Raw genomic sequence first — 26,781 nt, 5'->3', positions numbered from 1 at the left:
CCACAAAAGTAATAGTTTCATTATACTACGGGATTCGTTACAAAGATCATTGTTCGACAATAATTGTCAAAACCAAAAATCCCCTTCGGGTTACTCACGCACCCGAGGGGATTTTGGTATTGCAGGATAATATTATCTGCCTGCAGCTTCCAGGGCTACTTTAATAGCGTCGATCACTTTACCCGACAACGTTTTAACTGCATCGGTTTCTCCAAATGCAGCCGGACGGTATGCGTATTTATGCATGACCCCGGTCGTTGGAGTTTCAATCTCTTGCTTCACGGCCAGTTCGTCCGCCGACAGCTTGTCGGCAGCCTTGATCTTGCCGTTCGCATCCAGATAGAACACTTCCATTTTGAACGGTACGTTCTTCTCTACCGTAACCATGACATAAACCGATTTGTCGGCATTGGCGCCGGCAAAAATACCGTTAGCGTAAGCCGTTTTATACGATTCTGCGATTTCGGCTTTCTTGAATGCACGATCCACTGCCGATTTAAAAGCATCGCTGCTGCTCGTAGCGCCGGATACGGCATCTACATCCTCAGCCTTTTCACGAGTTACGGCTTGAAGATAGTTGGTCTCCAGAATCGGGATCGCTCTAACCACATCCGCGTAAGCCGATGCGCCTCTGTCTTGAAGATCGACGCCGACACGGAACAGGTCAATACCGACAATGTTTCCGTTGCGCAGCGTAACGTCCGCACGGTTGGTTCCTTTGTCGTAAGCATCGCCATAAGCGGTAAACTTACCGTCTTTGTAGTTGCCTTGCACGGTAGAAGCATTTTGCAGTGCATCTGCGAAAGCGGCTTTTACAGCCGAAGAAACAACTTCCTGACCCGGGATCAGAGCCAAATTCGTGCCCTTCTTCACCAAGCCTTCGCTCAAAGAAGCAATCAGGGTCTTTTGAGCCTCGGTCAGATTTTCCTCTTTAATCAGCTTGCCGTCTTTATCGAACAAATGAATGTTAACTTTCGTTACTTTGTCGGCTTGGAAATCAGCCAATACGAGGGCCTGGGAGCGGTTGTCTACCCCGGCAAACGTACCTTCGAAATATTTTTTGCCGTCCGGTGTTTTTAGCGCTTTTTCGAAAGCTCTTTCCACGGCTTCGTTCCAGCTATGGCTGCTTTCCGTTGCACCGGAAATGGCATCCGTATCGCTATAGTTCTCGATATACGAACCGTTGGCAAGCAGTTTTGCCGTCATCGGCGCATTGGCCTTCACAACACTTTCATAAGCGGTTTCGCCGCGATCGATCAGGTTGGCTCCCAATCTGTACAGCTTCACGTCAACCAGCTTACCATTGCGGATATATACGTCGGCACGTTCTACGCCTTTATCCCGGGCAGCGCCATAAGCGGAATAGAAACCGTCAACGTATTTCGAATCATTGCTGATCTTCGCATTTTGCTCGGCATCCCAGAACGCGTTAACCGCAGCTTTAAAGTCAGCTTCCAAGCCTTTGACGGAAACGGCTTTCGTTCCCCGGTACAAAAGTTCATTAGCAATCGTGTACACCGTTTTTGCTTGTTCAGGAGTCATTGCGGTTTCATCAACGGCTTCTCCTTTTTCATTCAAAGGGTATACCTTCACGCCTACCAATTTTGTTTTATCGTAGTTGGCAAACACCATATATTTACCTTCTGGATCTACACCCATATGTTCGCCTTCAAAATAAACCTCGCCTGCCGGCTTCTCTGTCAGCGCTCTTGCGAACGCCCGGTCGACCGCCAGCTTCCAGCCGTTGCTGGAACGGGTTGCTCCGGAAACGACGTCAACATCGGCGGCTTGTTCCCGTGTTTTGCCGCGCAGACTGTTTTCCATAGGCTCATAAGCCTGCCACAGACCGTTGTAATTGCTCCTCACATCCCGATCGATCAGTTTCGGGCTGGTTCTCATAAGTTCTACGTCGGCAACTTTTCCGTCCTTGATCGTAACCTTTGCGCCTTCTGTTCCCTTCGAATAGGCAGTTCCGTAAGTAACGTATACGCCGTCTTGATAAGGATTTTGAGGTTTTTCCGCAACTGCCGGAGTTTTTGGCGTAGTCTTGACCGTTTCTTTTACGGCTGGAGTAGTCGTCTTCGTGGTGGCCGGCTTGGTTGTCGCTGGTTTTGTTGCCGGTTTAGTAGTTGTTTTTGTTTCCTGTTTCGTTGTCGTTTTTGCAGGCGTCGATTCCTTCGCCGGCGTTTTCGTTGTCGATTCCGCTTCCGAGGCGGCGGATACGACATCGATGTTGGAAATCTTCAACGGCGATAAATCGACCGTCAAGGCTAACGAAGATAACACCATCGTTGCACACACTGTTAAAGAAACAAGCTTTTTCAAATGCAATCCTCTCCTTTAAATAAATCAGAAGTTATGTACCATTTCTTTGAAGTCAAACTACTTCGAATTGGATCGCCCCTTCCTCCCTATCCATCCACCGCCTGCTCCGGTACAGCTCAATAAGGTGAAAAAATTCACAATAAATTGCAATAAAAATCTCCGCTGCAAACGGTTTCGATTTATGATACTGAATATACCTTATCCATAGCTGTACCTTAAATCACAAGGGTGGAAACATTTATCACTTTAGTTTTCCACTCTCTTTTCCAACCTGTAAGTCTCCTGATCCGGAATACCGGGGTGAACCACTTCCATCAGCTTAAAACCGCATTTGTCCATGTAGAAGTGATGATTTCTTTTGGAGTATCCTGGTGTTGCCGTTCTCCATATTTTCGTATCCGGGTACAACCCTTCGATCATCCGCCAAATTATGGTTCCGATTCCGCTGCTCTGAAAAGGTACGTCAATGAACAAAATTTCCAAGTCATTGTTACCGTCCTCATTGATCCATAGGATACACGCGCCGACCTCTTCTCCGTTCAACATGATCTTATATGCTTCGCTTGAAGCATTGAGCGCCCACTTTGTGAGAAACTCTCCGTTATTATAGCCCACCGGGCCGTCCCGTCGGCCTTCGCCCAAATGAATTCTCGCATCCTCGTCAAAAGCCCTGGTCATTATAGCCGTTAAACTTCCAATATCCTGTTCATAAATAGGTTCGAATTCGAGTTGAACATGGTCATCCATACAGCATTCCTCCGCGTAATCTTTAGTACGATGAAAAAGACAGCCACCGAACTATTTCGGCGGCTGTCCTTCTAATCCTTTTATTCGCTTGATGCTGTCTATTTGCCTTTATTCAATGTTCCCGATAGCGATCCAGGTGATGAAGCCATAATTGATATGGCTTTCTTTAATCCTTGTTACTTCCAATACGGCCATTTCCGGCGTTTGTTCCTTTAGGGTAGCGTAGTAGGCCGATTGGTTCGTCATCGCCACAATTACATATTGCGAGTTTGAGAAAGGCTGTTCGAACATGACTGTGATGTCTACGGACTGTTCATTTTTTATCAGTAAAAATGCACTCATACCGAACTGCTGCAGCGCCGGCTGCCCGGCGAGCGTCTGCACGGGTGTCGCGGCCAGATGTTCCGGTTGCACCGCTCCCGGCTGCAGATGGCGGGAACTGACCACAGCTTTCCCGAGATGCTGTTCAAGCACCGCCCCGTCGTTTAAATGAAGACTGGACACGGCATTTGGCTGCAGATGATCCGGGCCTACCGCCTGATTGTCAAGCACCTCGGCATTTACGGACCCCGCCTGTAAATGCTTGCCTCCGATCGAACCCGGCTGAAGATCATTACCGCTTATTCCGCCCTCCGGCAGCAAGCCGTCCCGCTGCAAGTCGGAGGACAGATGCCACGCCGTCACCGCATTCGGTTCGATATGGTGCGACTGCACGGCAGCCTCCGCAAGGTGTATGCCTTCGACGGCGCTCTCGCTCAAATGTTGCGGCAGGATCACTCCGTTGCCCAAATGCTGTTCAAGAACTGCGCTGTCTGCCAGGTGCTGACTGTGAACGGCTCCCGTTTGCAAATGATCTTGACCTACCGCCTGATTGCCAAGCACCTCTGCATTTACGGACCCTGCCTGCAGATGTCCGCTGCCGATCGAACCCGACTTCAGGTCGGCTCCGTTGATTCCTTCTATTGGGAGTAAACCGTTTTGCAGCAAATCAGCCGATAAATGCGCAGCCGTTACCGTATTGAATCCGATATGGCCAGACTCCAGCACGCCTTCGGCAAGATGACGCGCCTCGATGATGCCGTCCGCCAAATGCTGTGATTGAACACTTCCGTTGCCTAAATGATGCTCCATTACCGCACCGATCGTCAAATGTTGGCTATAAACGCTATTCATCTGCAGATGGTCCGGCCCTACGGACTGGCGGCCCAACACCTTGGCATCCACGGAAGATACCTGCAAATGTTTACGGCTTATCGCCCCCGGCTGTACATCGCTGCCGGTAATCCCATTCTCCGGCAACAAGCCATCCCGCTGCAAGTCGCCCGACAAATGCCACGCCGTTACTGCTTGCGGTCCGATATGACCGGAATGTATTGCTGATTCCGCGATATTAACATTCTCAACGGCGCCTTCCGCTAGATGTTGACTCTGAATTACGCCGCGACCCAGGTGCTGTTCAAGTACCGCATTTTCAGTAATATGCTTACTTTGTACGGCTCCAGCCTGCAAATGTTCCGAACCTACGGATTCATGGCCCAGCGCTTCACTGTTTACGGCCCCCGCCTGCAAATGCTCGCTTCTGATCGCCCCTGGCTGCACATCGCTGCCGCTGATCCCGTTCTCCGGCAGCAAACCGTCCCGCTGCAAGTCCTCGGACAAATGCCACGCCGTCACCGCATTCGGTCCGATATGACCGGAATGTATTGCTGATTCCGCGATATTAACATCCTCAACGGCGCCTTCCGCCAGATGCTGACTCTGGATTACGCCGCGACCCAGGTGCTGTTCAAGTATCGCATTTTCAGTAATATGCTTACTTTGCACGGCTCCAGCCTGCAAATGTTCCGAACCTACGGATTCATGGCCCAGCGCTTCACTGTTTACGGCCCCCGCCTGCAAATGCTCGCTTCTGATCGCCCCTGGCTGCACATCGCTGCCGCTGATCCCGTTCTCCGGCAGCAAACCGTCCCGCTGCAAGTCGCCCGACAAATGCCATGATGTCACCGCTTGAGGTCCAAGATGACTGAAATTTATCGCCGCTTCCGCAATATGAATGCCCTCAACAGCTCCTTCCGCCAGATGCTTCGTCTGAATGATGCCATGGCCCAGATGCTGTCCAAGCACCGCTCCGTCAGTCAAATGCTGACTTTGCAATACACCCGCCTGCAAATGTTCCGGACCTACCGCCTCACGGCCAAGCGCCTCGGCGGTTACCGCTCCAGGTTGCAAATGTTTGCCTTCGATCGAACCGGACTGCACATCTTCACCGCTGATTCCGTTCTCCGGTAATAAACCGTCCCGCTGCAGATCCTCGGACAAATGCCACGCCGTCACTGCATTCGGTCCGATATGACCGGAATGTATCGCTGATTCCGCGATATGGGCACCTTCAACGGCTGCTTCAGCCAGATGCTTCGTTTGGATTACAGCGAGGCTAAGATGCTGTTCAAGCACCGCCTCATTCCCGATGTGGCGGCTTTGCACCGCTCCGTTCTGCAAATGCTCCGAACCTACGGACTCGCTGCCTAGCGCTTCGGCATTCACGGCTCCCGCCTGCAAATGGATGCCGCCGATCGAACCCGGCTGCAAGTCTTCGCCGCCGATTCCGTTCTCGGGCAGCAAACCTTCCCGCTGCAGGTCGCCCCCCAAATGCCATGCCGTCACCGCATTCGGTCCGATATGAATGGCTTGCACCGCCGCTTCCGCGATATGCCCGCTTTCAACGGATCCCTCCGCCAGATGCTGCGGTCCGATTGCGGCACTGCTCAAGTGCTGCCCGAGCACCGCGCCATTCCCGATATGATGGCTTTGCACAGCTTCGGCAAGCAAATGCTCCGGGCCCACGGACCGGCCGGCCAGAGCCTCAGCGTTTACGGCTCCTGCCTGCAAGTGAACCCCGCCGATCGAACCGGGCTGCAGGTCCGAGCCGCCGATCCCCTCTTCCGGCAGCAAGCCTTCCCGCTGCAGGTCAGTAGACAAGTGCCACGCCGTCACCGCGTTCGGTCCGATATGAATGGCTTGCACCGCCGCTTCCGTGATATGACCGCTCTCGACGGTGGCTTCCGCCAGATGCTGTGCATGGACCGCTCCGCCGCCAAGATGCTGTTCAAGCACAGCTCCGTTCGTGATATGCCTGCTATGCACAGCTTCAGGCTGCAGATGATCACTACCTACGGACAGAGTGTCCAGCGATTCGGCGCTTACGGCACTTGGCTGCAAATGGATGCCGCCGATCGATCCGGGCTGAATGTCCGATCCGCCGATTCCTTCTTCCGGCAGTAAACCGTCACGTTGCAGCTCGGCGGACAAATGCCAGGCAGCCACCGCGTTAGGCGCGATGTGTCCGGATTGCACGGCCGCATCCGTGATATGTTCGCCTTCAATGGCGTCTTCCGTCAGATGCTGCGCACGGATGACATTTTTGCCGATATGCTGGCTCAGCACCGCACCTGTCGTCAAATGCTGGCTATATACCGCGTTTGATTGCAAATGTTCCGAACCTACGGATTGGATTCCCAATACCCCGGCGTTTACGGATCCTGCCTGCAAATGTTTGCGGCCGATCGATTCCGGCTGCACATTTGCTCCGCTGATTCCCGCTTCAGGCAGCAAACCGTCACGTTGCAGCTCGGCGGATAAATGCGACACCGTTACCGCATTAGGCGCGATATGACCGGACTGGACCGCCCCTTCCGCAATATGTCCGCCTTCAATGATGGCCTTGGCCAAATGGCGGGACTGAATATTGCCCGGGGATACATGCTGGCTCTGCACTGCTTCATCCATTAGATGGTAGCATTGAACCGACTGGAGCTTCAGATGCAAAGCGCCTACCGATTCGTTCTGCAGCACCTCGCCATCTACAGCCCCTTTCTGAAAATGCTGACGGCGAATCGATCCCGCCTGAAGATCCTCTCCACTGATTCCCGCCTCCGGCAGCAAGCCGTTATGCTGCAATTCAGGAGATAAATGAGCAACCGTAACTGCATTGATTTGAATATGCCGGGGTTCGATCACCTGGTCTCCGAGCACCCTGCCATTCACGCTGCCCGTCGCTAAATGGCGGGGCTCCACCAACTCTTCCGTGAGATGCTCGCTGCGGATCACCGCCCCGGCCAGTTGATGGCTCTGAACGGCCTGAGGCTGCAGATGGACGGTGCCCACCGATCTTTCCTTCAGTACATCGGAATCCACGATCCCCTTTTGCAAATGAGCACGTTGGATGGAAGCAGGCTGAAGATCTGCGCCGCTGATCCCTTCGCCTGGCAGCAGGCCCTCCTTTTGAAGTCCGCCGGACAGATGCTCCCTTTTTACCGCTCCCGAGGTCAAATGACGGGAATCGACGACTCCGGTCGCCAGGTGAACTCCTTCAACGCTGTTTTCTCCTAAATGGCGGGTCTTTACCGCACCGGCCGCCAATTTCCCGGCCGTAACCGCTTCGTTTTGTATCGTGCGTTCCGAAACGGCTTCCGAAGCGAGATGCGGTTCGTGTACCGCCCCCTGCTGAACCTGCTCCGTGCCGACTGCGCCTGCTGCCAGATGCCGGTTCACGATTGCGTCCTCCGCCACCCCTTCGGTTTGGATCGCTCCCGGCCCAATATGCCAGGATTCCAGGGAGCCCGGAGCAATTTTGGATGCCACGATACTGCCTTCGGCCAGCTTAGGTGCAGTAACCGCCAAATCGTTCAACTTGTCGGTCGTGACGCTCTCCGGCGACAATTTTAACGAGGTAATCGCATGGTCCTGCAAATGTCTGGAAAATATCGCTCCGCTGCCTATGTGTTCCTCTTTAATCGTACCGGCCTGAAGGAGACTGCTGTCAATGCTGTTCTCCGCCAGATGGAGCCGGAAAATAGATCCCGGCAGGATATGCCTGGAGGCGATTTGCTCGGGGCCGATGGCGGCTCCGGTTACCGATCCGGGCGCAAGCTTGCTCTCCGTGATATTGCCGTCGGCCAGCTTGGAAGCTGTAACGCTTCCGTTTTGAAGATGCCTTTCGGCTACCGACTCCGATGCAATATGCTCCGATGAGATCGACGCTCCCTCAATTTTGCTACCCGTTACGGCCCCCCGTCCCAGATGGCGTTCCTGAACCGCCTCTATGGCGATTTGCTCACCCATCACCGAGCCGGGCGATAAATGAAACGATGTTACCGATTCCTGGGCCAACTGCGGACCATGAACGGCCGATTTGGCAAGATGCCGAGTCAGAACCGCTTCATCGGAGATTTTATTCGGCAAAATACTCTGGTCGGCAATTTTGGATGAAGTAATCGCTTGATCAACCACTTGCGAAGTACCGACGGATTGGTCGGAGAGCTTCGTGGACAAAATGCTTTTATCCGCCAAATGTCTGCCATGGATTTCCCCATTGCCGATTTGTACTTCGCCGATGCTTCCCGGCTTCAAATGATAGGACTCCACGACACCCGGAAAGATGTGACGGGACTGAATGACCTGATCGCCGATATGGGAGGAGGAGACAATCCCGCCCTTAAGCTGCTCGGCCCCCACGCTCGAAGCGCCCAAATGTTCATGGCTGATCATGCCTGGAGCCAAATGCCGAACCGTGATGGCGTTCTCGGCCAAATGTCGGCTTTCGACGGCACCTTCCTGCAGTTTGGATGCCGTAATCGCTCCGTCCCTGATTTTGGAAGCCGTCACTGAGGCTTCTCCCAGCTTCGAAGTATCCACCGCCCCGTTTTCCATATGAATGGAACGGATTGCCGCGCTGCGGATTTTCTCCGGAGTTACGGCCTGATCCTGAATCAGATCCGTAGTAACGATCCATTCGCTCAGATGGCGGCTCTCGATCGAGTTGTCCGCGAGCTTGCCGCCGTCAATGATCCCGTCGGCAAGCTTATCCCCGGTGACGCTGCCGTCTTCCAGCTTGCTTCCTCCGATCGACCGGTCGCGGATATTTCTTCCTTCTACGGCTCCGTCGATCAGATGATCGCCCCGAATCGACAGCGGGGCTATTTTGGAAGCGACGACGGCTCCGTCGGCAAGCTTGCTTCCCAGCACTGCATAGTCGGCGAGCCACGCCGATCCGATCGTCCCGAATTTGATTTTGCCGGAATCGATCGTATACGGTGCGATCTTATCGCCCGTGACCGATGCATCCGTCAGATCATCGGTGTAGATGATGCCCCCTTGAGTTTCCGGAGACTGCTTCTCCTCCAGCAGTGTCTCCAGTTCTTTTACATGCTCCTTCTTAGAAAGAACCGGTGCAGGAGCCTCCTCAATAATGACCGGCTCTTTTTTCGCCTCCGGTTTTACCTCGGGTATTACTTCTAGCTCCTCCTCCACCTCTTCCTCATTCATAATTTCCAAGACTGGAAGGGACTGATGGATTTTCATCTCTCTGCTGAGATCTGTTTTGGGCCCGGTTATCCCTTCCTCCAGCATAGTCAACTCGTTTATTTCCGGATTATCCACGTAGTAGAGCGACTTTCTCGCTCTGCTGGGTTTCGTGGTTCTGATTTTCTTTTTCAGAGCCGTCCTCTCCTTTGCCACAAGATGATCGTCTTAGGCATCATATGCGGACATTTGGGCCCTTGTCACAGCTTAGCTTCCCAGCGCGATCAAAAAGCGGAAAAGATTCTTTGCAATTCTTCCATTCTCCGTCGGCATAACGGGACACCAAACGAGAACCAGTCCAAAAACAGCAGAAGAACCCTGTATAAAGAGTGAACGAACAATTGACTAACCAGCCATCATATGAAGCCAAGTCAATCGATTGTATCATTGCTGCAGTCCGCCAAGCCGTCTACTCCACTACCCCACTGCTGCGACACTCACCAGCCCCTTAAAAATTTAACTGGAAAACATGCAGTTAATTCTCACTTTTAGCCCAACCCATCTCAATTAACTGGAAAAGTTCCAGCTAATTTTCGGGCTAAAGCCGGAATTCGGCCGACCTACTCAAATTAGCTGGAGGTTTTCCAGCTATTTTTCCAAAACCGGCCCCAAGCGGAAAATTAACTGTAGGAATTCCAGTTAATTTTCCTCAAGTAACTTACCTATACGTCAACTCGGCGAAACCATCGCATATCTGTAGCTCTACCTCCAAAAGTCCATCCCCACAGGCTACAACCCCACCGCCGAGTTCCGCACCGGCCCCCTCAGAAAATTTAACTGTAAAACCTACAGTTAATTCTCACATTTTGCCCAACCCATCTCAATTAACTGGAAAAGTTCCAGCTAATTTCCGGGCTAAAGCCGGAATTTGGCCAACCTACTCAAATTAGCTGGAGGTTTTCCAGCTATTTTCCCAAAACCAGCCGCAAACGGAAAATTAACTGTAGGAATTCCAGTTGTTTTTCCACAAGGACGAAATCTCTCGCACGCACTCGCCCCCTACCTAAAAGCGCTGGTACTTTCCCTATTAATCCTCATAAAAAGACCGGCCCTATCGCTGCTGCCAAAAACAGCGCCGGACCGGTCTTTCCCGTTCAAATCAAATGTTTACTGCTCTCTTACCCACACGCTCATTTCGCCTTCTCCGCGATTCGCCCAGGCATAGTAAGGGATGAACTTGATGGTGTCGTTCTTCATATCCGGCGCCGGCTCCGAACTATACAGCCCGCCGGTCCAATCCTCGTCCCGCAGTCGAAGCGCTTCGGCCTCGATGGCTACGACACCGCCGAGAAGGCCGGCTTCCTTTGCGACCCTGAATTCCGCATCCCGCGGCAGCATGATCTCGTGCAAATGTTGTCCGTTATCCGCCTGTTCCAGGCAGTAAACGAGCGGACCCCTTTGCAGCGCAACCTTCCCGGCATTGGCGCGGACCAGCGGATGGCTGTGTATGCGCGTGACCGGCATCTCAACTTGCAGCTCCAGAACGTCGCCGGGCTGCCATTCCCGCTCAATACGGGCATATCCGTTGATCAAAATCTGGTCGTTCAGCGGATAGGCCGCCCCGTTTACCGTCAGCGATGCCTCTTTGCACCAACCCGGAATTCTCACCGCCAAACCAAAAGTTTCCCCGGCTTCCGCCCGGATCACCTCCAGCTTGATCTTGCCGTCCCATGGATAGTTTGAAGTTTGCTTCAACGTAACCTTGTTTCCCGCAACCTCAAGGGCCGCTTCTCCGCCGATATATAAATGCGTGTACAAGGTGTTCCCTTGCACCGTGTAAATGTATTCGCCCAAGGACGCCAACAGGCGGGCCACGTTAGGCGGGCAGCAAGCGCAGCCGAACCATTCCTGGCGCACCGGTTTGATATGGTCGTACTTGTGGTTCGCTCCGCCGCAAGCCTTCGGATCCACTTCCAGCGGATTTACATAGAAGAAATGTTTGCCGTCGCGGGACATGCCTCCAACCACCGTGTTGTACAAGGCTCTTTCCATCACGTCGGCAAATTGGGACTCCGGCGCGATCCGCAGCATCCGCTGGGCAAAGAAGATCAGCCCGATCGAAGCGCACGTCTCCGCATACACCGTATCGTTCGGCAGATCGTAATCGAACGAGAAAGCTTCTCCCTGCGGCATGGAACCTACGCCGCCCGTAATGTACATTTGCCGGGATACGATGTTATCCCACAGCTTCCGGCAGGCGGCAAGCAAGGATTCATCCCCCGTTTCGGCCGCTACATCCGCCATCCCGGTCAGCATATAAAGCAGGCGGACCGCATGGCCGATCGCCTTCTCCTGCTCCCTCACCGGCAGATGCGACTGGTTATATTCCAAATCGACCGCCTCATTACCTGACGGCCAATGGGTTTTCCCGCCGCGTTCATCCAACTGAATATGATAAAAACTCGGCTTTTGCCCCCGTTGATCCACAAAATAACGGCCGAGCCGCAAATACCGTTCATTTCCGGTAACCTGATACAGCTTGACCAGCGCTAGCTCGATCTCCTGATGACCGTCATACCCCGCCAGTTTCCCCGGCTCGGTTCCGAAAACGGAGTCGATATAATCCGCGAACCTGCTGACGACGTCTAGCAGCTTTCTTTTTCCCGTAGCCCGGAAATAAGCGACTCCCGCTTCGATCATATGGCCCGCGCAATAAAGTTCATGGCATTCCGCCAGATTGGTCCACCTTTGGCCCGGTTCTTTTAACGTAAAATATGTGTTCAAATATCCGTCATCCTGCTGCGCCAGCGCAATAATATCGATCAAACCGTCCGCAATTTCCTCCAAGGCAGGATCACGCTGAACCTCTAAAAGATAAGCCACCGCCTCGAGCCATTTGGCAATATCGCTATCCTGAAACACCATGCCGTAAAAATCGCCCTGCTCCAGGCCTGCCGCGATTTTAAAATTACGAACGGCTCCACTCGGCTCCGCACTGCCTACCCGGTCATTAAGCGCATCCCATTGATAAGGGACTACCACATCGCGTACCAGTTGAATGTAATAATTCCAGAATTCATCCTGAATATGAACTTGATTTAAAGGCACTCTAGCAGAGTGAACCATTTTATTCGTTCCCGTTCCGCACATAATAGAAGAGTCCTCCTTTTTGAAATATCATACTGACAAGATTTATTCTAGCTTATGTATATAATAAATAATATAATTATAACCAACCTATTATTTATAAAATTTCACACAAAAAAAACGAGGTAAATCATATGATCAAAGCCGCCGAAATCGTCCACATCCCTGCACCGCCGGCACCGTATTTCCTGGATTGCGGCTATGCCGTTTATAATGCCGGGGACCAGCATCCAAACCGCAACAACATCGGCATATTCGATTTGCTGTTCATCGAAAGAGGCACTTTGTTCATTGGAGAGGAACAACGCCAGTGGGAACTGAAGGCCGGCCAATCGCTGCTGCTGCTGCCGGACCGGTACCATTACGCCGTCAAACCCTGCGAGGACCAGTGCACTTTTTATTGGCTCCATTTTCATACCATCTGCTCCTGGCAGGAGACCTTATCCGAAACCCCGGCTACCCTTCCGGCGGAAGAGCACTCCCGGATTTTCAGAACGGCCCCCTACTCCATCCAATTGCCGAAAATGTGGAACCTGCCCTATCCCGGCCAGACCTACCAGTTGATGGAACGGTTGCTCCAGTATTCCGCCGAGCGGCAATCCAGCGCCTACTGGCTGCAGCAGCAAACTTTCGAAGAACTGCTTAGAATGATGGACCTGCGTCAACTGGAACAATACGCTTCTCCGGTCGTTACCTTGGCGGAGCAGGCGGAAGCCTACATCAAGAACAACTACCGCTCCGAGCTGACGAGCCAAAGTTTCTCGGAGGCGCTTCATTTTCATTACAACTACATTACCCGGTGCATGAAGCAGGTATACGGAATGACGCCTAATGATTATTTGCTCCACCATCGCCTTGAACAGGCCAAGCTGCTGCTGCTCAAAACCGAATGGCCGGTTTCGGAAATCGCCAAGGAAGTCGGATTCAGAAACGCTCCCTATTTCTCTAACCGGTTCACCTTGAAAAACGGCTGCTCCCCCCAGCAATTCCGCAAGCAATATTCGAAATAAAATTAAAAAGCTGCTTCTTCCGCCATAAGATGGTGGAAGAAACAGCTCGCAATCGAAGCGCTATTTAGCGGTAAACGTTCATCGGCTGATGAAACGGAACTTCCTGATACATTTGACCCATAGCCTGCAAGGTTTGATCCGGGGCCATAGCCACCATGTACCAACCTTTGCGAACCATGTAATTCCATACTTCGAAAGACTGATGGGAGCACATCCGGAATGCATCCTCCAAAAATACTCTTAATTGAACCGTCGAACACTCAAATGTGGCCCATGCATACTCCCGGCCCGCCCTCTTTAAGGTAAGCAGGTAAGAGGTTGCGATGCCACGATCGTCAAGCTGGTTCAGCTTGACCTGTGGCTGAATCGGAATATAACCCGCAGGCACACTTGCTGTTGCAGACGTCATCGGATTCACGGTGAGCTTTGGCACATTCAAATGATCTTGGGAGCCCTGCATTTTTGACGCAAACTCCACTTTCATATTGTAATCCTGGATGTGCACGGCATAGTGGCGGGAAATCATGTCCCGCAATTCAGGATCCTGGGCCTGGTTCAAAAATAGCGCCATACTTTGGATGGAGTTCGTGCAGCTCATCAGCAGTTCGCTTAATTCATGCGCTTCGTGGGCACCTAATATCAAAATTATCCTTCCTTTCAAATAAAAGAATCGGGATTTTCCCCCTCTTATTTTCCCATCCTCAGCATTTCTTATCCCGATTACCTTCATAAGCAAAAAAAAGGGAATCCCGAATTCACGAGATCCCCGTCTTATCGATAATCACCGTCATCAGCCGGTTTTGCCCAGCTTGGTGATCGTTTTCTGTTTGAGCGATGCTTCGCCTTCTATGGCCTGCTCTTCATATTCGAAGTTCACGGAATCGTCCGGGTTGAGCCCGTCTGCCGTCTTTTGAACACTTTCACTCAATTGAAAAGATTCCGGCACCCCGTTCATCATGATTTCGGCGGAATGACTGTCCTCGAGCCCCACCCAGGTTCCTGTTCCTTGCTTGGTTTTCGAGGTATTTTCGGAATCTGGCTGATTCGTTCCCGTGTTGCCCGTACCCGTGTCATTCTGGTTGTTTGGCGAGGACGGATTTGACGCGTTTCCGTCGTCTCCGGCATTCCCTTCGTTTCCGGCATTCCCGGTATTTCCGGTGTTTTCAGTATTTCCGGCATTTCCTGCGTTACCGTTGTTTCCAACGTTATCGGCGTTTCCGCCGCAAGCGGTAAGCGCCAGTGTCAGAACTGCTACTGCTGCACAAGTTAGTAATTTTTTATGTCTAGTCATAAGTAACACCTCCATAATAAGGAACGAATGACCACCCGAAAAAGTTACAGGTTTAGTCATGGTAGCCGCGTAATAAGCGCCTCGGCATCCATCGTTACTATGGATTAACCGTTGGCACAGAACCTAAAACAAAACCGCCTGCTAGCATAAATCTGCTAGTCAGGCGGCCCTCTTTTTCATAAAACAATATGATTCCTATTCTTCTATTCGGTTACCTCTGTGGTATCTTCCGATTCCTTGCGCGCCGCGGACATAAACAAAATGATCAACAGGAATGCGATCAGCGCCATAAACGGAATGGTAATGAAGCCCCACCAGTTCAAATAATCAAAATTGCACGGAATCCCCACTTTGCACGGAAGCAGCTTGGACATGGCCGGAATTTTTTGCTCGGCATAGTGGTATAAGGAAATGCAACCGCCGATCACACTGAGAGGAATGGCATAGATGGCTGCCGAACGGTCATTGCGGTAAGCGGCGATCCCCAGAATAATGACTTGAGGGTACATGAAAATCCGCTGAAACCAACATAATCTGCACGGTTCATAATGCAGTACTTCGCTTAAATACAGGCTGCCCGCAGTAGCTATAAGCGAGACCAGCCAGGCGAGATAAATGCCGTAATTCCTAAAAAATGATCGCATCCGCCCAATCCTCCTACTAAATTACTTATTTAACGCCTCATCGATGGCTTGTTTGAGCTCATCGTAGTTTCCAAGGTTCCCTGTAAACTCTACGCCGTTAATAAAGAAGGTAGGTGTGCTGTCGATGTTGAGTTTGTCGGCTTTGCCGTACTGCTCGTCCACTTCGTTTTGATACGTTTTATTTTCGATGTCTTTCTGAAGCAAGTCATAATCGACCGGGAGATTGATTTCTTTCGCCAATCCGACCAAAAAATCAACCGTAGCCCATTGGGTCTTTTCCTCGCCTTGATTCTCATAAATAGCATCAAAATAAGTCCAGTATGCCTCTTTGTTCTGGTGATAAACGGATTGCACCGCCAGCGCCGCCGTCGTCGAATCCGGTCCGATAAACGGCAGGTTCATGAAATGAAAAGCGACGTCTCCCTGCTCTATATAATCGCTGACTAATTGAGGTTTGATGGTATCATTCGCTATTTTGCAAGCCGGACACTTGAAATCTCCGAATTCCACGATTTTAACCGGTGCATCGTTTTGGCCGAGCACGGGCAGATTGTCGTAGTCAAAAGATGCGGCCTTTACGACGGGCTTTGGATCCAATGATAATACGACAATGATGAGAACGAGCAAAACTCCCACCGTGGAGAACCAGATCAGCCGTCTTTTCCGCTGTTGTTGCAACTTCTTTTCCGCTTCCGCTTTTCGCTGCGCCAAGGCGTTTCCTTGCTTTTTCGGTGGCAATACAACCCCTTCTTTCTTCATTTAGAATAATTCCAATGTTTGATCCTGCAACCATTCTAGTTACAAAATCATATTTCGTCAAGTTGAGAGGAAAAGACAGGAAATCCATATTTACACTGTCTTAAAAAAATAAAAAAAGACGGCCTTTTCGGCCATCTTTTCCATTTCTGTATTATGCGTCGTTTCCGTCCGCCGTACCCGTGTCTCCCGCATCCGACTCGCCGGCCGTTTCCTCCGACTCAGCCCCTGTGCCGGTATCGACTTCCTCATCAACCACCCGCGGCAGCACGATCGAGGCCAGTAATTCCTCTTCCGCGCCAACGAGCGTAACGCCTTGCGGAAGAGTTACGTCCGCCGCCGTCAACTTGTCGCCCGTGCCGAGCTCCGTCACGTCGACCTCGATGCCGGCCGGCAAATTGTCCGGCAATCCTTCCACTTCAAGTTCCGTAGCCTGAACCTGCAGTACGCCTCCCGCCTTCGTCCCTTTGGCGGTTCCGTTCAAATGCAGCGGCACTTTGACGCGAATCGGCTTGTTTTTGGATACCTTCTGGAAATCCACATGCACGACGACACCGCTCCGTTGCTGAATATCTTTAATCAAAGCCGGGAAGGTCTCCCCACCTTCGATCTTCAGATCAAAAAACTCGGACCGTCCCGTCCGCGATACTTTTGCCAATTCTTTAGCATCAACGTGAATCGGCAGGCTTTCCGTCTGCGCCCCATATATGACCGCCGGAATCCGTCCGCCTTGTCTCAGTTGCCGCAGCGACGCCCGGGTAAGATTATCTCTCCGTGAAGCATCCAATTGTTGGGTATGGTGGTTCGTTGCCATAATGCATCTACCTCCTGATATTTATGCCATATAACTATCTTACCCAATTCAGGCTGTTCCTTAACGGCGACTGACATAAAAAGAGGACGTAGCCTATGGCGGACGAAATGTGATACTGGTGCTCAATAATGATGAATGTTGAAGTGCGTTGAAACTCTAACGGACACGGGAGACCTTAACTAGCCGTTTTTAGCCCCCTTGGCAATCTAACGGACACGGGAGACCTTATTCGCCTGAAATAGGCTCATTTCGTTGAAAATTCGCCCGAATAAGCGCTCTGGTGTCCGTTAGAATTTTCCTCCCCCATTTTCGGGAGGGTTAACGTCTCTCATGTCCGTTAGAAAAATGAAGCCGCAGGTTCATGAGCCATGGAGCAGATTGCGTAGACAGCAGACTGCATAGATAGCAGATTCCATTAACAGCAGACAGCATTAACACCCGGCAAATAAAAAACCGGTACCAAAAGGCACCGGCTAAAAAGATGAAACCCAAAATGTTGGAAAAGAAGCAGTTCAAAAATGGTTGCAGACCGAAAAACAAGAACGGTCCCCCGTAAACCGGCTTATTGTCCGATCCCCCGGACAAGCTGTACGACTTCTTGCGCCGTCTGCTTTTGCAAGGCCTGGTCCGCCAGGTCCTTCATCTCCGCTTTGGACAGCATGGAGATTTGCGAACGGGCCGGAAGGATCGAGGTTGCGCTCATGCTGAATTCATCCAGCCCCAGTCCGAGCAGCAGCGGAATCGCCGTGGCGTCTCCCGCCATCTCCCCGCACATGCCGGCCCAACGGCCTTCCTTGTGGGCGGCGTCGATGACCATTTTTACCAGGCGCAAAATTGCCGGGTTGTAAGGTTGATACAAGTAAGATACGCGCTCGTTCATCCGGTCGGCCGCCATCGTATATTGAATGAGATCGTTCGTCCCGATACTGAAGAAATCGACCTCTTTGGCGAACTGATCCGCCAGCACGGCGGTCGAAGGAATCTCGACCATAATGCCGAGCTGAATGGAGTCGGATACGGCAATGCCTTCCGAAACCAGCTTTTCCTTCTCTTCCAGCAGAAGTGCCTTGGCCTGCCGGAATTCATCCAGCGTGGCGATCATCGGGAACATGATCCGCAGGTTCCCGTACGTGCTCGCCCGCAGCAGGGCGCGCAGCTGGGTGCGGAATATATCTGTCCGCTCCAGGCAAAGCCGAACGGCACGGAACCCGAGGAACGGATTCATTTCCTTCGGAAGATCGAGATAAGGAAGCTCCTTGTCCCCGCCGATATCCAAAGTTCTGACGACGACCGGCTTGCCTTCCATTTTTTCCAGTACCGTTTTATACGCGTTAAACTGGACTTCCTCCGAAGGCAGCTCGCTCCGGCCCATGTAAAGGAACTCGGTGCGGTACAGACCGACGCCCTCGCCGCCATTCTCCAATACGCCCGTAACATCGTTCGGAGTCCCGATATTCGCCGCGAGTTCGACATGTACACCGTCCTTCGAAACGGTCGGGATCTCGCGCAGCTTTTTCCATTCTTCGATTTGGCGAAGATGGTTGTCGCGCTTGGTCTTATACTCTTCAAGTACCTCGGGGGCCGGATTGACAATCACGACTCCGTCCAGACCGTCGACGATAATCACGTCGCCCGTATTGACTTGGGCCAACACGTCTTTCGTTCCCACGACAGCCGGAATTTCAAGGGATCGCGCCATGATGGCCGAATGCGAAGTTCTGCCTCCGATATTCGTCGTAAATCCCTTCACGTATTTCCGGTTGAGCTGAGCCGTATCCGAAGGCGTCAAATCTTCGGCAATGACGATCACTTCTTCGCTGATTTCTGCGGGATTCACATAGGAGAGTCCGAGCAGATGCGTCAGCACCCGTTTGGTGACGTCGCGCATATCCGCCGCACGTTCGCGAAGGTACGCGCTTTTCATATTCTCAAACATACTGATAAATTGCTTGGATGTTTCATCCAGCGCATATTCGGCGCTTACTTTCTCCGCCGTAATTTTATCGCGAACCGGAGTCAAGAGCTCCGGATCATTTAAAATCAACAGATGCGATTCGAAAATTTCCGCTTTTTTCTCGCCCAGTTCCTGAAGCGTGCGCTCTTTAATCGCCTCAAGCTCCTGCTGGGATGTAGCCAGGGCTTCCTCTAAACGGGCAAGCTCTGCAGCCGGATCATCTCCCTTTTGACGTTTCACCGTGTAATCGGGATGCTCCAATTTGAAAGCAGCAGCAATGGCTACCCCGGCCGATGCGGCAATGCCGTCTATCTTAAGCATTCACTTCGCCTAACCCTTCGTTAATCATCACATCCGTGAGCGCTTGAAGGGCTTCAGCGGCATTTTCACCTTCTACCGATAAAGTGATCGAATCCCCCTTTTCCAAACCGAGAGAAAGAACACCCAAAATCGATTTCAGTGTTACTTTTTTGCCGTTGGCTTCTGCAAAAGCTTCTGCCTCTTTAAATTTATTGGCAGTGTTAACCAAGGCCGTTGCCGGGCGTGCGTGAATACCGTCTTCGTCTGTAATTCTGAAGTTTTTTTCCATTGTGTATGCATCTCGCTTTCTTATTAAAAGTTCTCCCTTTATTTTAAGGGATCGTAACCACCAAATCCAATTTCTGCCTGCGCCAAGGTAGCCTTAGCGGATCGTTATGATATTCTCTTCGCCCTTTTTCAAAGTACCGGATTTCTTCAGAGTTACCTCCGAGCCTTCCGGCAGATTGGAGAAGATGATCGGCGATATAATCGAAGGGGCATGCTCTTTCACATATTCGAGGTCCACTTCCATAATCGGCTGTCCCGCGGAAACAAGGTCTCCCTCATTCACAAGAACATTAAAACCTTGCCCCTTCAGCTTAACCGTGTTTACCCCGATATGCACGAGCACTTCCTTGCCTCCGTCGGACATGATTCCCACGGCATGCTTGCTCGGGAACACATTGAACACTTTACCGTAAACCGGAGAACAGATCGTGCCGTCATGCGGAAGAACCGCGAAACCATCACCGGTCATCTTTTCGGAAAATACCGGATCGGGTACTTTCGTGATGTCCATCAGTTCGCCGTTCACTGGCATTACGATATCCTCCTGGATGACCGCATCGCCGTCCTGGGCTGCCTGCTGTTCCACTACCGCCGGTTTTTGTTCCGCTGCCGGAGCATCAGGCTTCGTCGAGAGCGCCGGCGTTTTGCCGCTCATAATATCCGCAATCTGCGATTTGATGGTATCCGATCTTGTACCGAAAATAGCCTGAATGTTATTGCCGACTTCCAAAACGCCGGAAGCTCCGAGTTTTTTTAGCCGATCCTTATCAACGTTTCCTTTGTCCTTGACCTCAACCCGCAAACGGGTAATGCAGGCGTCCAAATGGGCAATATTCGTTCCTCCGCCCAACGCGGATAGAATATTGTGCGGAAGTTCATCCTGCCTAACTGCTTTTCCTTGATTCGTGCCGTTTTCCTCTGTTGCCGCGGCGTCTTCGCGACCCGGCGTCCTCAAATTGAATTTGCGGATAACGAACCTGAAACCGAAATAGTAGATCACGGCGAGAATCAATCCGACGATGATCACATACCACCAAGGGGTGCGTCCCGGTATAACCCCAAAGATCAGATAGTCGATCAATCCGCCGGAAAAAGTCATTCCGATTTTCACGCCGAGGATGTGCATGGTCATAAATGACAGTCCTGCAAACACACAATGCACTGCAAAAAGTATTGGCGCCACGAACAGGAACGAGAATTCCAGCGGTTCGGTGATCCCTGTCAAAAACGATGTCAGGGCCGCGGAACCCATGATACCCGCTACATACTTTTTGTGCTCGGGTCTTGCTTCATGATAAATGGCAAGCGCAGCGGCCGGTAAGCCGAACATCATGAACGGGAATTTCCCGGTCATGAACGTACCCGCCGTAAATGGTTCGCCATCGCGCAATTGTGCCATGAAAATCTGCTGGTCGCCTCGGACAAGCTGTCCCGCATGGTTTACGTATTCCCCAAATTCAAACCAAAACGGGGAATAGAAAATATGATGCAGTCCAAATGGAATCAGGGCGCGTTCCACGATCCCGAAAATGAACGAGGATAGCGTCCGGTTCTGCTCCAGCATAAAATGCGACACGGAATTCAGTCCGGACTGAATCGGCGGCCAAATGACAACCATGATCAAGCCCAATATGACGGATGTCGCGGCCGTCATAATCGGTACAAACCGTTTCCCCGCAAAAAAACCAAGATAGGAAGGCAGTTCGATTTTGAAGAAACGGTTGTACATGCTTGCCGCCAAAATCCCGACTATAATCCCCCCGAACACACCGGTAGCGAGCGTTGGAATCCCCAGCACGTTCGCATAGGCGGGATCGGTTCCGATCATCGACGGTACGACACCGATCACCGAACCCATCGTCACATTCATAACGAGGTAACCGATGATCGCAGCCAGCCCGGCCACGCCTTCACCCCCAGCCAAGCCTACCGCTACGCCAACCGCGAACAGCAACGCAAGGTTCGTAAATACGATTTGCCCCGCGTTCATCATCACAGTAGCAATGGCGTGTACAGTATGGTTATCCAGAGCCGGCACGAGATCCAGGAACTCCGGACTAACCAGCATATTGCCGATCCCAAGAAGCAGGCCGGCAGCCGGCAGCAGAGCAACCGGAAGCATAAGCGCCTTCCCGACTCTTTGTAAAACGCCGAATAACCTCTTAAACATATACATCCTCCTACGCCAATCTTTGATGTACTAAACAACAAAAAAGACATGAATCAATAAAGTTTTCTAATCGCATATCCTTATTTACGGTTATAATACCCCGCAAATCGGCGATACAATCAAAAACCTTTTATCAACTCATGCCTGATCGAATCAGTCACACATTGTGATATGTTGTTGTTTATCGCAAAGATTATAACAAACCTGCTTAGCAAGCGCAAGTTAAGTCATTGAAGTTGAGGAGGAGCCACACGGTGTAAATGCATGGTCAAGTAACTGACTTCCGCGGGATAGACGGGCTTGTTCAAACGCTGTTCCATAAGCGCCGTTAACTTTCCCGCAAGAGAATAAAGCACGGGATATTCCTGTCTTAAGAGGTTATCGAGTTTCTCCACTTCACCGACCTGCTCGCCGCGGCGAATACGTTCAATCGCAAACCGCAAATGCGTCAAGAGCCGGGAATAATCCAAGGAGTTTCGCAAAATCGTAAATTTCAGTTCGTTTTCCACTAGGGCGACCAGCTCTGCAATCAGTTGGGTATGTCCCCGAACTTCACTGATATGCCGGTTTGTTAACGCGCTATTGATGTGCAAGGCCACGAACCCGATTTCATCCTCCCCCAGATCGACTCCTAACTTCCTGTGAATCAAACCGATTGCATACTCCGCCAATTCATATTCCTCGGGATAAATTTCCTTTGTTTCATACAGAAACGGATTATGAAAAGCGAGATCCTGCTCAGCCCTTTTGATGGCAAAAGCGAGGTGATCCGTGAGAGCGATATGTATATGCTCGTTTAGTTTAGCCTGTGTCTTTTTCGTGATATACATAATGATCTCACCAATAATCTCAATCAATTGCTCATCAACCTGCGGAACAAGCTGTTTGTACTGCTCTTGTTCATGCTGGTTCGTCAGAATGAACATTTTTTCTACCGATTCGAGAGGAATAGAATCGCCAGTCTTCCGGTTAAAACCAATGCCTTTTCCGATAACGACAACTTCGCCGTGTTCGGGATGATGGGCAATGATGACGTTGTTATTCAACACTTTGGCCACTTGAAGGCTATTCACAATTGCACCTCATTTTAAATGCATTATTCTATTCTCCGGAACGCTTAATGCCTATTATAATCGACGTCACTTATCCTTGCCAGCCTTTGCAATAAATAATACAAAAGCATCCTCGGATAATACAAAAGCATCCCTCAGCCTTGAGGAATGCTTCAGTATAACGATATTTTGTTGCCGATTTATGGGGTTTCCTGGGATGCGGCGCTTTCGAGCAGCACGGAAGTTTTGGCTGCCGGCGCTGCCGGTGTTGGCGCTGCGGCTGGCTGCGTTATCTTGCCTTTGGTCAGTCCTTGGATAAGCTGATCCAAATCGATGCCGGATACGTTCTTCAACATTTCCGGCGCCGTCGCCATCAGCTCGGTGACATAGTTGCTGACTCGTGCGGCCCCTTCGCCTTTCCCGGTATCAACAACCGTCAGCTTATCGATCGTCGAGATCGGAGCCGCGATTTTACCGGCCAGCTCAGGCAGCATTTTAACAACAATATCGAGAATGGCTGCCTCGCCGAATTTCTGGAACGCCTCGGCAAGCTTTTCTTTCGCCTCCGCTTCAGCCAGACCCCGCAATCGGATGATTTCCGCATCCGCGGTTCCTTTGGCCCGTTCCGCGTCCGCGATAGCGAGGCCCTCCAGCCGCTTTTGTTCGGCTGAAGCTTTTGCCTGCGTTTCTATGGAGTACTGCAGCGCATCCGCTTCGCGCATCTTGCGGGCTTTATCCGCTTCCGCCGCTTGCTCCACGGCATAACGGTCCGCGTCGGCTTTTTTCTTCACTTCCGCGTCATATTGTTTCTGCCGGACCATAATTTCTTTATCCTGCAAATCAATCTCACGCTCTTTGCGGACAAGTTCAACTTTCATTTGCTCCTCGACCATCGTCTGTTTGGCCCGGGCCTCCTGAATATGATAAGCCTGGTCCGCTTCGGCTTTTGCGGTATCCTGCTCCTTCTTAAACGAAGCGACCTTCAACTCTTTCTCCTTGGAAGCTTCCGCAATATTCGTATCCCGCACCAATTCCGCTTTTTGTCCGGATTCCTCGGCAAGCGCTTTCTGAATTCGGGCGTCCCGCAGCGCTTCCGCCTCGGCAATCTCCGCATCCCGCTTGACCGCCGCGATCCGCGGCTTACCAAGCGCTTCCAGGTATCCATGCTTGTCGCGTACGTCCTTGATCGTGAACGAAACGATTTGAAGACCCATTTTTTTCAGATCCCGTGCCGCAACGCCTTGAACTTCCTGGGCAAATTTATCTCGGTTCCGGTACACTTCTTCTACCGTCATGGAGCCGAGTATGGAACGCAGATGTCCTTCCAGCACTTCCTGCGCTTCGCCCTTAAGCGACTCGATCGGCTTGCCCATGAACTGTTCCGCCGCCGTCGCCACATCCTCCACCGAACTCCCTACCTTGATGATCGCAACCCCGTCTGCCGATACGGGAACCCCTTGTTCCGTATACACTTCCGGTGTCATAACATCCAGCTTGTGCGATAGCAGGGACATGAATTCCGCTTTTTGAAAAATAGGCCAAATAAATGCGCCTCCCCCGCGGACGATTTTGATCTTGCGGCCGGAGTCATCCTCGGAAATATTTTTGTTCCCGAGAAATGATCCCGTCACGATCATCGCTTCATCCGGGCTAACCGTTTTGTAACGCGCCCAGAAAGCCAACCCAAGCACGATAATGACGGCAATCACGACAACGGGAATCAACAAGAAATCAGGTATTGCTTCGAACAATCACATCATCTCCTTTTGTTGTTCTGTTTCATATAGCTCGGATACATGAACGACACCGTCTTTGGAATCGACGATCACAACCAAGGCTCCCGCGGGAATGTTCCTTCTGTCCCAGCTTGCTGCCGTATGCAGCGTATTGCCGGCAACGAATTTGACCATAACCTCCCCAAAGCCTTTTGAGGGAATCGGTACGGTCACTTCACCGAGCTTCCCGGGAAGTTCGGCATGGGAATACCCGATTGAATTCTCGCTGTTCTCCATCGGCTTCACGTAGGCGAAATAGATAATCACGGAAAAAATGAGTGCGATCAGAATCGCCAAAATCATAACCGCGGTATTATTGAGGCCTGTGTAACGAATTAACAAGACTCCGGCTCCGCCAAATGTCGTGATAGCCGAAGCTGTGACAACCGGTTTTAAAAAGTCCGCCGAAATGGCATCGAATATGCCTTCGAGCCAGCTTCCCAGCAGATCTCCGAGAATCGCGCTGATAAATGCGAACAACGCCCCGCCGATAAAACAACTCCAGAATAAAATCTCCAAACCGTTCCCCCCTTTCAGGTTCAATCTTTCACTATATGTTATTTGTTACGTAAATACTTCTCCATTGTTTCAATAATTTCCCTGCTTACGCATGAAAAAGCTCTCTTCCTTTCGGAAGAGAGCCTTGGCGAACCCCTGTATTATAAGGAATTTCTGTAGATATTTAAAACATCTTGCTTATCAAGCAACGCAAAATTTCCGAAGGAGCCGAAGCGGACCGCTTTATCGGCCATAAGCTCCAGATTGCTCTCATCGATCTCATAATCGGCCAACCGGCTTGGCGCTCCGATTGAATTCCAGAAACTCCGCAGCGCTTCAATGCCTTCCTCGGCTACTTCGGTATCGCTCTTGCCTTCCGGATTGACGTCGAATACGTTGATAGCCAACCTTTTAAACCGGGCGATGTCATGGTGCATCACATGCTTCATCCAATTCGGGAACAGGATGGCAAGCCCGCCGCCATGGGGTATATCGTATACTGCCGATACGGCATGTTCAATATTATGCGTAGCCCAATCGCCGGACAACCCCATATTCAAAACCCCGTTGAGAGCCATAGTGCCGCAATAGAGAATCGTTTCGCGGTATTCGTTGTTCTCCAGGTCTGCAATCAATTTAGGTGCCGTTTCGATCACGGTACGGAGCACGGTTTCACAGAATCCGTCCTGAACAAGCGTATTGGTTTCTTTGTGAAAATAGTGTTCGAATACATGCGACATAATGTCTACCATGCCATATACGGTTTGATCCTTCGGCAGAGTTGCCGTATTCTCCGGTTCGAGGATCGAGAACGCGGGATACGCCAACTTGCTGCCCCAGCCCAGCTTCTCCTTCGTTTCTTCGTTGGAAATGACCGAGTTTCCGTTCATTTCCGATCCGGTTGCCGCCATCGTCAGCACCGTACCCAAGGGAAGCGCGTCCCTCGGCGCGGCTTTCCGCTCGGCGAAATCCCACATATCGCCGTCATATTTAGCGCCGACCGCGATCGCTTTCGCGCAGTCAAGCACGCTGCCGCCGCCGACCGCCAGTACTAGCTCGATCCCTTTAGCTTTGCACAAATCCACGCCGCGATGCACGGTCGATAGCCGCGGGTTCGGTTCCACTCCGGCCAATTCGGTCACATCGGCTCCGAGTTCCTTCAAGATGGCCGTCACTTTATCATAAAGACCACTCCGCTTGATACTTCCTCCGCCATAAACGAGCAGTACTTTACTGCCGTAACGGGGAACCTCCTGTTTCAAAGCCTTCAACTGATCCTTGCCGAAAATCAGCTTGGTTGGGTTATGGAATTGAAAACGATCCATGCTTCGTTCCCTCCTGATTATATAAGTAAGTTGAACATTCCACCTTTGATTATACTTCCATTCAAGTCTCGAAAACAAACGCCTGGCAGCCTGCGTCAACCCGCTTCCGGAAATTCATGGGCTGGTCGAGACTAGTAGCCGATCTTAACCGATCTTCGCTGACACTAGCTAACCTTAGCTGATCTTAGCTGATCTTTGGACCTTAGCCGGCCTCAGCTAATTTTAGCCGATCAGTTCCATCCATGCTTCGGGATGCTCTGGACTTAGACTATTAAGTGGACACACCTCTAATGGAACCTGCTAAACTAAAAGAAATAATGTTGAGGTGTGACATGGGACAAAAACGGAAACATTACACTGAAGAATTTAGACGAAAAACGATTGA

17 protein-coding genes are annotated in these 26,781 nt (G+C 51.3%); 1 reads left to right on the top strand and 16 read right to left on the bottom strand.

Annotation, left to right across the window (positions count from 1 at the left end; all coding sequences use genetic code 11):
* Window positions 1-132: 132 nt before the first annotated feature.
* From ACLB09_RS00085 to ACLB09_RS00070, 4 genes are all read right to left on the bottom strand, one after another.
* Complete coding sequence (locus ACLB09_RS00085; protein ID WP_410767707.1) at window positions 133-2,325, bottom strand: FMN-binding protein; 2,193 nt, start codon at window positions 2,323-2,325, stop codon at window positions 133-135.
* 246 nt (window positions 2,326-2,571) lie between these two features.
* The gene (locus ACLB09_RS00080) at window positions 2,572-3,072 is read right to left on the bottom strand and encodes a GNAT family N-acetyltransferase (protein WP_410767706.1); all 501 of its coding nucleotides are present in this window, start codon (window positions 3,070-3,072) and stop codon (window positions 2,572-2,574) included.
* Between the two features lie 108 nt (window positions 3,073-3,180).
* The gene (locus ACLB09_RS00075) at window positions 3,181-9,588 is read right to left on the bottom strand and encodes a WIAG-tail domain (protein WP_410767705.1); all 6,408 of its coding nucleotides are present in this window, start codon (window positions 9,586-9,588) and stop codon (window positions 3,181-3,183) included.
* Window positions 9,589-10,539: 951 nt separating this feature from the next.
* Window positions 10,540-12,522, bottom strand: coding sequence for a glycoside hydrolase family 127 protein (locus ACLB09_RS00070; RefSeq protein ID WP_410767704.1), 1,983 nt, complete (start codon window positions 12,520-12,522; stop codon window positions 10,540-10,542).
* Window positions 12,523-12,653: 131 nt separating this feature from the next.
* Between ACLB09_RS00070 and ACLB09_RS00065 the strand changes: the two genes are divergently transcribed.
* Window positions 12,654-13,529, top strand: a complete 876-nt coding sequence (locus ACLB09_RS00065) for a helix-turn-helix domain-containing protein (protein ID WP_410767703.1) — start codon at window positions 12,654-12,656, stop codon at window positions 13,527-13,529.
* 64 nt (window positions 13,530-13,593) lie between these two features.
* Here the strand turns inward: ACLB09_RS00065 and ACLB09_RS00060 are convergent, their stop codons facing one another.
* The 12 genes from ACLB09_RS00060 to ACLB09_RS00005 form a co-directional block, all read right to left on the bottom strand.
* Entirely contained in the window at window positions 13,594-14,172 is a 579-nt protein-coding gene (locus ACLB09_RS00060; protein WP_410767702.1) for a spore coat protein, read from the bottom strand.
* 147 nt (window positions 14,173-14,319) lie between these two features.
* Window positions 14,320-14,820, bottom strand: a complete 501-nt coding sequence (locus ACLB09_RS00055; RefSeq protein WP_410767701.1) for a hypothetical protein — start codon at window positions 14,818-14,820, stop codon at window positions 14,320-14,322.
* 203 nt (window positions 14,821-15,023) lie between these two features.
* Window positions 15,024-15,464 (bottom strand): disulfide oxidoreductase, encoded by a 441-nt coding sequence (locus ACLB09_RS00050; RefSeq protein WP_410767700.1) that lies wholly within the window; start codon window positions 15,462-15,464, stop codon window positions 15,024-15,026.
* 21 nt (window positions 15,465-15,485) lie between these two features.
* Window positions 15,486-16,202 (bottom strand): DsbA family protein, encoded by a 717-nt coding sequence (locus ACLB09_RS00045; protein ID WP_410767699.1) that lies wholly within the window; start codon window positions 16,200-16,202, stop codon window positions 15,486-15,488.
* Between the two features lie 172 nt (window positions 16,203-16,374).
* Window positions 16,375-17,034, bottom strand: a complete 660-nt coding sequence (locus ACLB09_RS00040) for a 50S ribosomal protein L25 (protein ID WP_410767698.1) — start codon at window positions 17,032-17,034, stop codon at window positions 16,375-16,377.
* 562 nt (window positions 17,035-17,596) lie between these two features.
* Window positions 17,597-19,309, bottom strand: a complete 1,713-nt coding sequence (ptsP, locus tag ACLB09_RS00035) for a phosphoenolpyruvate--protein phosphotransferase (protein WP_410767697.1) — start codon at window positions 19,307-19,309, stop codon at window positions 17,597-17,599.
* Window positions 19,302-19,577, bottom strand: a complete 276-nt coding sequence (locus ACLB09_RS00030) for an HPr family phosphocarrier protein (protein ID WP_410767696.1) — start codon at window positions 19,575-19,577, stop codon at window positions 19,302-19,304. Before ACLB09_RS00030 ends, ptsP begins: the two co-directional genes overlap by 8 nt.
* A gap of 93 nt (window positions 19,578-19,670) precedes the next feature.
* On the bottom strand, window positions 19,671-21,746 hold the full coding sequence (gene ptsG, locus ACLB09_RS00025; protein WP_410767695.1) for a glucose-specific PTS transporter subunit IIBC: 2,076 nt from the start codon (window positions 21,744-21,746) through the stop codon (window positions 19,671-19,673).
* Window positions 21,747-21,973: 227 nt separating this feature from the next.
* Window positions 21,974-22,819 carry a glucose PTS transporter transcription antiterminator GlcT gene (gene glcT / locus ACLB09_RS00020; RefSeq protein ID WP_410767694.1) on the bottom strand — a complete coding sequence of 282 codons (846 nt, stop codon included), beginning with the start codon at window positions 22,817-22,819 and terminating at the stop codon, window positions 21,974-21,976.
* Window positions 22,820-22,998: 179 nt separating this feature from the next.
* Window positions 22,999-24,537, bottom strand: coding sequence for a flotillin family protein (locus tag ACLB09_RS00015; protein WP_410768962.1), 1,539 nt, complete (start codon window positions 24,535-24,537; stop codon window positions 22,999-23,001).
* Window positions 24,538-24,549: 12 nt separating this feature from the next.
* A complete protein-coding gene (locus tag ACLB09_RS00010) occupies window positions 24,550-25,092 on the bottom strand; it encodes a protease (RefSeq protein WP_410767693.1) in 543 nt (180 codons plus the stop codon).
* 140 nt (window positions 25,093-25,232) lie between these two features.
* Window positions 25,233-26,396 carry an iron-containing alcohol dehydrogenase gene (locus tag ACLB09_RS00005; RefSeq protein WP_410767692.1) on the bottom strand — a complete coding sequence of 388 codons (1,164 nt, stop codon included), beginning with the start codon at window positions 26,394-26,396 and terminating at the stop codon, window positions 25,233-25,235.
* Window positions 26,397-26,781: the final 385 nt, after the last annotated feature.

The sequence above is a fragment of the Fontibacillus forbon genome (assembly GCF_046559655.1).
GTDB lineage: Bacteria > Bacillota > Bacilli > Paenibacillales > Paenibacillaceae > Fontibacillus.
Note: the sequence above shows the minus strand (reverse complement) of the source record. Positions and strands in the feature narration are given on the sequence as shown.

What these genes read in the sequence shown, in the direction of transcription:
- ACLB09_RS00080 (WP_410767706.1), bottom strand. Translation starts at nt 3,072, where the DNA reads ATGGATGACCATGTTCAACTCGAATTCGAACCTATTTATGAACAGGAT.
- ACLB09_RS00070 (WP_410767704.1), bottom strand. Translation starts at nt 12,522, where the DNA reads ATGTGCGGAACGGGAACGAATAAAATGGTTCACTCTGCTAGAGTGCCT.
- ACLB09_RS00065 (WP_410767703.1), top strand. Translation starts at nt 12,654, where the DNA reads ATGATCAAAGCCGCCGAAATCGTCCACATCCCTGCACCGCCGGCACCG.
- ACLB09_RS00055 (WP_410767701.1), bottom strand. Translation starts at nt 14,820, where the DNA reads ATGACTAGACATAAAAAATTACTAACTTGTGCAGCAGTAGCAGTTCTG.
- ACLB09_RS00050 (WP_410767700.1), bottom strand. Translation starts at nt 15,464, where the DNA reads ATGCGATCATTTTTTAGGAATTACGGCATTTATCTCGCCTGGCTGGTC.
- ACLB09_RS00040 (WP_410767698.1), bottom strand. Translation starts at nt 17,034, where the DNA reads ATGGCAACGAACCACCATACCCAACAATTGGATGCTTCACGGAGAGAT.
- ptsP (WP_410767697.1), bottom strand. Translation starts at nt 19,309, where the DNA reads ATGCTTAAGATAGACGGCATTGCCGCATCGGCCGGGGTAGCCATTGCT.
- ACLB09_RS00030 (WP_410767696.1), bottom strand. Translation starts at nt 19,577, where the DNA reads ATGGAAAAAAACTTCAGAATTACAGACGAAGACGGTATTCACGCACGC.
- ptsG (WP_410767695.1), bottom strand. Translation starts at nt 21,746, where the DNA reads ATGTTTAAGAGGTTATTCGGCGTTTTACAAAGAGTCGGGAAGGCGCTT.
- ACLB09_RS00005 (WP_410767692.1), bottom strand. Translation starts at nt 26,396, where the DNA reads ATGGATCGTTTTCAATTCCATAACCCAACCAAGCTGATTTTCGGCAAG.